Source organism: Pseudoflavonifractor sp. An85 (genome assembly GCF_002161235.1).
Classification (GTDB): Bacteria; Bacillota; Clostridia; order Oscillospirales; family Oscillospiraceae; genus Enterenecus.
Window position 1 is genome coordinate 1 of sequence record NZ_NFHE01000050.1, and the last position, 9,572, is coordinate 9,572.

The following is a 9,572-nucleotide window of genomic DNA, read 5'->3' on the forward strand; positions in this document are numbered from 1 at the left end:
TCCCCACCCCGGGCAGACCTCTGCCCACCCAGTCCTCCGCCCCCGGTCTCAACCTGCAAAAGGGGGACAGCGTGCAGCACAAGGCCTTTGGACACGGTATGGTGCTGTCCGTGCAAAAGATGGGGGGCGATGCCCTGGTGGAGATTGCCTTCGACACCGTGGGCACCAAGCGGCTGATGCTGAAATCCGCCAGCCAACATTTGACCAAAGCCTAAGGAGGGTTTTCCCATGTTTCGCATGATTGGTTTTGACCTGGACGGCACCCTTGCCGACACCCTGCCCCTGTGCATCCAGGCCTTTGGTCTGGCACTGTCCCCTTACGCCGGACATACGTTGAGCGAAGAAGAAATTACCGCCACCTTCGGCCTGGACGAGGTGGGTATCTCCAAGATTTTGGCAGGAGACCAGTGGGAGGCTGGCGTGGCCGACTACTGCCGGGAGTATCGGCGGCTCCACCCCCAACTGGTGCCCGACCTCTTCCCCGGCATCCGGGACCTGCTGCTCACTTTGAAGGATCGGGGCATTCCCCTGGTGTTGGTCACCGGCAAGGGCACCCCCACCTGCACCATCTCCCTGGAGGAGTGGGGCATTTCCCATCTCTTTCACGAGGTGCTGTGCGGGTCCGATGTGGCCCCCAACAAGGTAGACCATCTGCGCTATCTGCTGGACAAGTACCAGCTGGCCCCGGAGGAGTTTTGCTACATCGGGGACACGCCCACCGACGTGGACGCCTGCCACCAAGCGGGAGTCACCTGCCTGTCGGCTGCCTGGCAGGACGGGGTCACCGAGACCCTGGAGCAGCGCAACCCAGGCAAGGTATTCGCCCGGGTTGCCGACTGCGGAGCGTATCTATTGTGTAATACCTAACTCTTTTCCCACGTGATACCAGGAGGAGGCGAACAGTAAACAATGGAAAAGGAATCCATTGCAGATCTCCTAAAATATGGAGAACACATCACCCTTGAGTGCAAGAAAGCAGAAGGGAGCTTACCTAAGTCACTTTGGGAGACATATTCTGCCTTTGCAAATACAGTGGGAGGCACCATATTATTGGGAATAGAAGAGAATCCAAAAGCTAAGGATATATCTCAACGATTTTGTATTGGCACAATCAAAAATCCAGACCAGCTTCTAAAAGATTTTTGGAATACAGTAAATAGCGAAAAGGTTAGTTCAAACGTGCTTGTCTCCACTGATGTCTCCATAGTGCAGTACGAGGGGCAAAATATCATTCGCATTGATGTTCCTCAAGCCTCCTATCACCAGCGCCCTGTGTATATCAATGGAAATCCATTAAAAGGAAGTTTCAAAAGAAACCACGAGGGAGACTATCACTGTACAGAGGAAGAAGTTAAATCTATGCTCCGTGATGCCAGTGATACCGGAAACGATGGTGGCCTATTGGATGGGTATACCATGGACGACATAGACCCTGAAACATTGAAAGCCTACCGAATTGAATATGAATTGCACAACCCCGATCATGTTTGGAACGGTATTGACAACAAATCATTTTTACGTAATCTGGGCGGCTACACGGTTGACCGTATAACAGGCAAAGAAGGTCTTACAACCGCCGGTTTGTTGATGTTTGGATCAGGTCTTGCCGTGAGAGAAAGATTCGAAAATATCCGCATGGACTATTTGGATGAAAGCAATTTAACCCCCGGAATTAGATGGAACGATCGTCTGACCTATGACGGCATGTGGGAAAACAACCTCTACAACTTTATTAAAAGGGCCATGCCTAAATTGGTCAAGGATATTCGCAGACCCTTTCATCTCAGCGGAATGAGCCGCGTTGATGACACTCCCGTCCACAAAGCGATTCGAGAGGCTGTTATTAACCTTGTCATTCATGCAGATTATCACATTACCGGCGTACTGAAAATTGTAAAACGAGACGATGGTTTTCTCTTCTCCAATCCCGGAAATCTCAAGCTTTCTGTTTCATCCATTTATGAAGGTGGAAATTCCAGGGCTCGAAATCCCCATATTCAAACCATGCTTCGAATGATTGGTATGGGCGATAACATCGGCTCTGGCTTCCCCACCATTCTCAATGCCTGGAACGAGGAAAACTGGCGTAAACCAGATTTAAGCGAGAATACCGAACTTCATGTGGTAGAACTGAAATTGTGGACACTTTCCCTCATGCCCCAAGAATGCACCGAGTATTTGCATCGGCTAATGGGAAAACAGTATGACCGTTTGCCTCCCGATGACCAAATCATTCTTTGTACCACCTATCTGGAACGCGAAATTACGAATGCACGAATTCAAATATTGCTGAACATGCACAGCACAGATGTTGGCAAGCACTTATATGAACTGGTTCAACAGAGAATGCTTCTTGTATCCCCCAATGGCCGATGGACCACTTACCACTTGAACGAAGATTATAAAACACAACCTGAGCAGATCAAGCTATGCGATATGGCGCCGTCTCAGCCCAAACTCATCGACACAGATCAATTAATCTATGAATACATCTGCGAAAATGGTTTTATCACAACTCAGCAGGTGATTTCTATCACCAGAATCACCACAAAAGCTGGTGCATCCATTGCCTTAAACCGATTAATAAAAAAAGAATTGGTAAAACAGAAGCGCAATGGTCGGCATATTTACTATGTGAAAGCCTAATTTCATTGTTCAACTGAATCAGTTAACCAATGAATTAACCTATCCCATTCCAGTTAATCTATCAGTTGATGTATTTTCATATGATGATCAAAACAGCCCTATCCCCCCTCTCATTGTACGGTGGAATAGGGCTGTTTCTAATGTGATAGGAATTTTAGATTTATTGTTTCAACAGGGCATCTCATCCCTCCCCTGGGCATTTGACCGCTCCATGGGTTGCCAACCGCCCCGATGCCCTTTATCATGGGATCACACACCACTGGAGAAAGGAGCGTTCCATGAAACTCACCATACAGCAAGACGTCTCCATCCCGGAGACCGAGGTCATCCTCCGCTGCCCCGTTCTGGATGCCCGGCTGGAGTCCCTCATCTCCCACATTCGGCAATACAGCTTTGTGCTGGTGGGCTATCAGGAGCAACGAGAGTTTCACCTGCCCCTGGAGAGCATCTATTATATGGATTCCACCGACGGAAGGACATTTCTCTACCAAAAGGATCAGGTGTACCAGTGCCGGGAGACCCTGGCCGCTTTGGAGGGGAAGCTGTGTCAAACCACCTTTGTTCGTATCAGCAAAAGCTGCATCGTCAACACGGCTTTTTTGCAGCATGTGGAGCCACACTTCAACCACAGGCTCAAAGCGGTACTGAAAAATGGAGAACAGCTTATCATCACCCGCAGCTACATCGACGCCCTGCGCCGCAAGTTGAAAGGAGGCAGTGTATCATGAAACAATTTCTCTTCGCCCGGATTCCCTCCATCTGCATCTGCTTTACCGGGATTATTCTGGGCAGTCTGGTGACAAACCTGCTGACCGGCTGGCCTGTCTCCCCCTTCCCGTTCCAGCTGCTGGGGTGGATCGTGGTCTGTCAGGGCATTGACTGGCTGCTGTCCCATCTAGACTTTCAACGCTGGCTGCACTACTGCCTGGTGGAAGGCATCATTCTCTATGTCGTCTCCCTGCCCGCAGCCCTGGCTTTTCACTGGGCAACTGTCAGCGTTGAAAGCATCGTGGCGTACTCCCTCATTTTCCTGGCGGTGTACCTCCTTCTCATCTGGTACTTCCGCCGCCGTCAACAGCTTTTGGCTCAGGAACTCAACCAACTTCTCCAAGAGCGGCAGCAACAGGCATAAGCTGAACGCTTCCCTTGTATGGAGGTCTCACCCCTCCACCAGTTCCTCCAAGGAGTGTACAAACCGGTGGCAGCTGTCCTTCATGTTCTCCCATCGGGAGGCGTAACAGGGGTCATACACCCCGATGGCGTGCATGCCCGCCTTCTGAGCGGTGGCGCAGTTGAAGGGGGAGTCGTCCAACAGCGTGCACCCTTCCGGCTCCACCCCCAGGGTGTGGCTCAGGGCCTCAAAACACCGAGGGTCGTGCTTTTCCAGCCCCAGTTCCTCGGCGTACACCACATGGGAGAAATATCCCTCCAGGTTGTGGCGATGCAAAGCCAACTGGCATAGTTTCGGGCGACAAGCCGTAAACAGGGCCATCTCTTCCCCCCGGCCCCGGTACTGCTCCAACAGGGCCCGGGCTCCTGCCTTCAGCTCTACCAGATCACGGTAGTGGTGAGCCGCCAACTGCTCCCACTCATCCATGATCTCCTCCGGCGTAAGATTCAGCTGGTAGTAATCCCGGGTGTATACAGCTGCGGTGGGAAAAGTGGCCTTTGTCACCACTTCCTCATATTCCTTCGTCACCTGGCAGTGGTGGCGGGCCAGAAACTCCAGATCCACGTCCACCCACAGGTCGTTGGAGTTGAGCAAGGTTCCATCCAAATCGAAAATGATCATGGGTCTTAAAATCCTCTCTGTCTTGCGTTTTTCGGGGTTTTCTGCTATGATAATCGGGTTCGCAACATCTTCACAGCAGCGCATTGTGTTGCTCGATTATACCACACTGCCCCTCTCTCGTCCATGGGGGCAGATTGGGAGAGGGGAACGAAGTTGGTATGGATATCTTATTGGTTATGTGCTTGGGCATTCTAGTCGGGCGATTTTTCTTCCCCCAGAAGGCCAAGAAGTGGAATGAAGTGGCCTCCCTGCTGTGTACCCTGGTGCTGATTTTCTCCATGGGGGCCATGTTAGGCCGGAAAGAGGGCTTTCTCCACCAGCTGCTTACCCTGGGTACCCAAAGTTTTCTCTTTTTCCTCATCCCCACTGTGCTGTCCATCGTGGCGGTTTATATCCTCACCAAACGGTTTATGAAAAAGCACGACGGTAAGGACAAGGAGGAAAACGCATGATTGTCCTACTCACCATTCTCTCTCTGATTTTGGGCCTGGCCTATGGCCTGTCCGGGCTGGAACTGCCCCTGCTGACCTTTTTCAGCCAACACACAGATTTGGTGCTCTACCTTCTGATGTTCACCGTGGGCATCAGTGTGGGGCTCCACCGAGGCCTCTTCCGCAAAATTCGAGAGTATCACATTAAAATTTTCATCATCCCCATTGGCATTATTCTGGGTTCTCTGGTCGGAGGCCTGGTGTGCGCCGCCATGTTCCACATTCCTCTGGGCCAGGGGGCAGCCATTGCCAGCGGCATGGGCTGGTATAGTCTGGCGGGCGCCACCATCAGCCAGATTGGCGGCTCCGAGCTGGGCAGCATCGCTTTTCTCAGCAACCTGATGCGGGAGATTTTCTCCTTCATCATCATCCCCATCGTGGCCATTAAGCTCAACTTCTACACCTGTATTGCCCCCGCCGGGGCCACCAGCGAGGACACCACCCTGCCGGTGATGCTGAAATATACCAATGAGGAGACGGTAGTGCTGTCGGTGCTCAACGGCATCATCTGTTCCTTCTTCGTCCCCATTCTCATTTCCCTTTGCTTCCAAGTGTCGTAAACATGATAAACCCCGTGTTTCGCAGAAAAAAACTGTGAAACACGGGATTTTGTTCACTCAAGTATGTTTTTCCAGCCACGCCAGCACGTCGGCGTAAACCTCCATGCGGTTTGTCTCGTTGAGGGTCTCGTGGCGAGCTTCCGGGTACAGCTTCAGGGTCAAATCCCGAGTGCCATGGTCTTTGAAGTAACCGTATACCTTTCGTACTCCTGCCCCATTGCTGCCCACCGGATCCTGATCCCCGGAAAAGATGTAAATGGGGGTATTGGGGTCCATCTGGGACAGGGCTTTTTCACTGGAAATGTACTGCAAGCCCCCCAGCATATCCCGATACAGCCCTACGGTGGGGGTAAAGGTACAGAAGGGGTCGCGCAAGTAGGTGTCCACCACCTGCTCATCCCGGCTGATCCAGTCCGCCGTGGTGCGGTTGGGCTTGAACTGCTTGTTGTACGCCCCCAGGGCCAGGTCGTTGACCAGGCCACTCACCGTATCAAATCCCCGCAGATGTCCAATGAGGGATGCCAACAGCTTTCCTCCCGCCACCAGCAGAGGGTGTTCCTGCCCGGTGCCCGAGAGGATGGCCCCGTTGACCGTTCCGGGACAACGGCACAGGTAGGTGCGGGTGAGAAAGGAGCCCATGGAGTGGCCCAACAGGAAGTAGGGTATGCCGTCAAACTCCTCAGACATCAACGAGCGGAACACCCACACGTCAGCTGCCACCGTGTCCCAGCCATCGTGGCGGGCAAAGTAGCCAAACTGCCCCGCCGCCTCCCCGGTCTTCCCGTGGCCCAGGTGGTCCTCGCCGCACACCGCATAGCCGTGCTGGTTCAGGTAGCGGGCAAAGTGGTCGTATCGCCCCATGTGCTCGGCAATGCCGTGGACGATCTGCACCACCCCCCGCACCTCTCCCTGGGGCCTCCACAGGTACCCGGCGCATTGATGTACCCAGTCGGTGGAGTTAAACCAAATCTGTTCTGGCTGCTGCATATACTTCCGCTCCCTTCTGTGCCCCTGAGATTCTTTAGTCCATCTTCATCTGTTCGCCGGCCAGACCGTCCTTTTTCAGCATATTTTCCAGCACCTGTACATCGGCGGCAATGTCCATGGCATCGGAGCTGAACAGCTTATCCAGCTGCTTTTCAAACCCCTCCACCACCTGGTCCATCATGCCCTCGATACGCTCCTTGGCGGCGGAGATGTTCTCCCCCTCCACTCCCTGGGCGTCCAGGCGGGCATAGGAGCGGAGAATCTTCAAGGTGGTGGGCAGGTAGTAGCTCAGGAAGGTGCGCAGTTGGTCGCTGCGCTGGGGATGGGTCTTTTGATATTGGAGAATCTTATGGGTGATCTCCTCAATGCGGTCAATTTTGGCGCTGATCACCGGGTCTGGGATCAGGTCGTTGATGAGGCGGATCTCCCGCAAAATCTCGTCCTCCTGGCTGTGCTCCTTCTCCTGGGGCTCCGGTTCCGGCTCAGGCTCCGGCTGGGTGTAACCCATTTCCGTGAGCATCAGCATACCCGCCTTCATGTCCAAATACCCGGTGGGTAGGATGTGGGCAGCCAGCATCCGCCGCAAATCCCGGGTCAGACGGCGCACCGAGACATCCATGGCGGCCGCCATGGGGGCCAGACTCACCTTGCGGTTGGCGCCAATGTAGGCCAGATAGTTGATATACCGCTCCTCCCGGCCCCGCTCCTCTTTTCCGCTGAAGAACATCCCCACACCCACGCCAAAGACGGCCAGACACAGCACGGTGTTGAACAGCTCATCGCTGAAAAAGTAGCCGTAAAGCAAGCTTTCCACAAAGATGGCAAGGGCCCCCACCGACCCCAGGCCGAACATCAGTGCCAACACGCCGCCTGCCACCATTTTCAAGGTGCCTGCGCGCAAACCTTTCCGTGACCCTGTGGGCCCCCAGTTTTGTCCCGCCTGCTGGAAGGTGGCATCTGCCTTGTCGCGGACAAACTGCGCCGCCTGACGGGCCTGGAAGGCATAGTTTTGTCCCCGCTGGTTGATGATGGTCCGAATTTTGCTCCCCAGCCACACCAAAGCTACGACCTGGGTCACTCCAAAGGGAATGAGAAAGAGCACCACAATGCCAATCCAATCCTGCCAATCTCCATTTCTCCGGGGCGGACGCTGAGGATTGGGGTTATAGTGGTAACCGCCTCCCGGATCGTAGTGATATGATCTTGCCATAAAACCTGATTCCTTTCTCTCCGGGTCTGTGGGTTCTCCCGGTTGCTTTCCCTCACATTATATACATCTTTTTACGCAGTGTAAATAGGGCCCAAAAATGATGACAGTTTGTAAATCTTTTTTACCGAATTGTTCTTGTCTGTCCCACTGGTTGGTGTTACAATGATGTCGTTGCAATTCCATTCCATTTCAATAATTTGTTGGCAACGCTTACATGGATTAACATATGGAGGAAGTAATATGGAACAAAGAAGTCCCCTAAAAAAGCTTACCCCGCCCGTCCTGGCCGGAATCATTGCCGGCATCGTGGTGCTGGTGTTGGTGGGAGCCTATTGCGGGCTGTGCGCATGGGTCAGCGGCAATGGCCGACTGCTCCCCGGTACCGTGGCGCAAAACAGTGCACAAACCGTCACCCTGGAGTTGGGCGGCATGACTCAGGATGCCGCTGTGGAATTTATGTCTGACTCCATGCAAGATCACCTGAGTGAGCTGTCCCTCACCCTGAACTACGGCGAGGATCAGACCCTCACCATCCCCGGTACCCTGTTGGATGTGGATCCCCAAGCCGCCGTGGAGTACGGCATAGAGGCCAAGACCTACCGCTCTTTCCTCTCCTTGGGTCTGGCCTGGTTTGGCATTGGCTCCGATCCCGTCTCCCTGTCCCTGTCCTCCTCTTCCTTCACCCCCGAGGGAGAGAAGCAGGTATTGGAGTACATTGACCAGATCGCCGAGGCTGTGTATGTGGCCCCGGTGGACTTCAAGTACGAGCTTGTGGACAATGCCTTGCAGCTGACCCTGGGTACCGAAGGCGCTCAGGTGAACAAGGACAAGCTGATGGAGGATATCACCGAGGCTCTGGCCGCTGGCGAGACCTCTCTGACCGTGGAGACCGAACCCCTGCCCAGCGCAGAGCTCACGGGAGAAATTCTCAGCAAGCTGGTGTATCAGGAGCCCAAGGCCCCCAGCAAGGATGACAATGGTAACATCACCCCCATGGTCATCGGCTGTGAGATCGACCCCGAGGAGGCCCAGAAGATCATCGACGAGACCAAGCCCGGGGAGACCTGCTCCATTCCCGTCACTCTGACCCAGCCCGACCTGGGCAACTCCGCCTCTCTGCTCTACCAGGATCTGCTCTCCAGCAACACCAGCTATCTGGACGGCGTGGCTTCCCGCTCCTTCAATGTGGCTCGGGCCGCCTCCTTCTGCAACGGCAAGATCCTCATGCCCGGGGAGACCTTCTCCTACCTGGGCACCATCGGTGACCCCTCCCAGGCCAACGGCTATAAGCCCTCCACCGGCTACTCCAATGGCCAGACCGTGGCCATGGACGGCGGCGGCGTGTGTCAGGTGTCCTCCGCCATCTACTACTGCGCGGTGTACGCCAACCTGGACATCACCCTCCGGGCCAACCACGCCTTTACCGTGGGCTACGTGCCCGACGGCCTGGACGCCACCGTGTACTATCCCAGCCTGGACTTTAAGTTCCGCAACGACACGGACTACCCCATCAAGATCGTCGCTTACGTGTCCGGCGGCAAGCTCACCGTCCAGATTTACGGCACCAACCCCAAGGGTACTTACGTAAAAACCGAGCGTTACACCCGCTCCACCACCGCCTATCAGACCGTGTATGAGCCCGACTCCTCGGTGCCTCGCGGAACCACTAAGGTCAAGACCACTCCCTACACCGGCAAGGTGGTGGACGTGTACCGCTGCGTGTACGACGCCAACGGAAAACTCATCTCCCGCACCTTTGAGAACACCAGCCGCTATTCCAAGCGGGACAAAGTGATTCTCTACAACCCCGCCGACTCCGGCCCCTGGGGTTCCGGCACCGACTCCAAGCCCAGCCCCACCCCCGCGCCTACGCCGAAGCCTACCCC

General features: G+C 54.5%; 11 protein-coding genes. 8 read left to right on the forward strand and 3 right to left on the reverse strand.

The window, feature by feature from the left end:
* The 5 genes from B5G37_RS13670 to B5G37_RS13690 all read left to right on the forward strand — a co-directional run.
* A partial coding sequence (locus B5G37_RS13670; RefSeq protein WP_143482964.1) for a hypothetical protein occupies nucleotides 1-215 on the forward strand: 215 nt, incomplete at its 5' end.
* A gap of 13 nt (nucleotides 216-228) precedes the next feature.
* Nucleotides 229-867 (forward strand): HAD family hydrolase, encoded by a 639-nt coding sequence (locus B5G37_RS13675; RefSeq protein WP_087258731.1) that lies wholly within the window; start codon nucleotides 229-231, stop codon nucleotides 865-867.
* Between the two features lie 42 nt (nucleotides 868-909).
* Complete coding sequence (locus B5G37_RS13680; RefSeq protein WP_087258733.1) at nucleotides 910-2,646, forward strand: RNA-binding domain-containing protein; 1,737 nt, start codon at nucleotides 910-912, stop codon at nucleotides 2,644-2,646.
* A gap of 278 nt (nucleotides 2,647-2,924) precedes the next feature.
* Entirely contained in the window at nucleotides 2,925-3,374 is a 450-nt protein-coding gene (locus B5G37_RS13685) for a LytTR family DNA-binding domain-containing protein (RefSeq protein ID WP_087258735.1), read from the forward strand.
* On the forward strand, nucleotides 3,371-3,778 hold the full coding sequence (locus B5G37_RS13690) for a DUF3021 family protein (RefSeq protein ID WP_087258737.1): 408 nt from the start codon (nucleotides 3,371-3,373) through the stop codon (nucleotides 3,776-3,778). Before B5G37_RS13685 ends, B5G37_RS13690 begins: the two co-directional genes overlap by 4 nt.
* A 27-nt stretch (nucleotides 3,779-3,805) precedes the next feature.
* Here B5G37_RS13690 and B5G37_RS13695 read toward each other — a convergent pair whose 3' ends face one another.
* Nucleotides 3,806-4,438, reverse strand: a complete 633-nt coding sequence (locus B5G37_RS13695) for an HAD family phosphatase (RefSeq protein WP_158099438.1) — start codon at nucleotides 4,436-4,438, stop codon at nucleotides 3,806-3,808.
* A gap of 158 nt (nucleotides 4,439-4,596) precedes the next feature.
* Between B5G37_RS13695 and B5G37_RS13700 the strand changes: the two genes are divergently transcribed.
* Nucleotides 4,597-4,890, forward strand: coding sequence for a hypothetical protein (locus tag B5G37_RS13700; RefSeq protein ID WP_087258741.1), 294 nt, complete (start codon nucleotides 4,597-4,599; stop codon nucleotides 4,888-4,890).
* Nucleotides 4,887-5,489 carry a lysine exporter LysO family protein gene (locus B5G37_RS13705; RefSeq protein ID WP_143482965.1) on the forward strand — a complete coding sequence of 201 codons (603 nt, stop codon included), beginning with the start codon at nucleotides 4,887-4,889 and terminating at the stop codon, nucleotides 5,487-5,489. The genes B5G37_RS13700 and B5G37_RS13705 overlap by 4 nt, the downstream gene beginning before the upstream one ends.
* Before the next feature lie 57 nt (nucleotides 5,490-5,546).
* Here B5G37_RS13705 and B5G37_RS13710 read toward each other — a convergent pair whose 3' ends face one another.
* Together B5G37_RS13710 and B5G37_RS13715 are read right to left on the reverse strand one after the other, a co-directional pair.
* Nucleotides 5,547-6,476, reverse strand: a complete 930-nt coding sequence (locus B5G37_RS13710) for an alpha/beta hydrolase (RefSeq protein WP_087258743.1) — start codon at nucleotides 6,474-6,476, stop codon at nucleotides 5,547-5,549.
* A 34-nt stretch (nucleotides 6,477-6,510) separates the two neighbouring features.
* Entirely contained in the window at nucleotides 6,511-7,686 is a 1,176-nt protein-coding gene (locus B5G37_RS13715; RefSeq protein WP_087258745.1) for a 5-bromo-4-chloroindolyl phosphate hydrolysis family protein, read from the reverse strand.
* 240 nt (nucleotides 7,687-7,926) lie between these two features.
* Here B5G37_RS13715 and B5G37_RS13720 point away from each other — a divergent pair.
* On the forward strand, nucleotides 7,927-9,572 hold a 1,646-nt coding region (locus B5G37_RS13720), incomplete at its 3' end, for a VanW family protein (protein ID WP_087258747.1).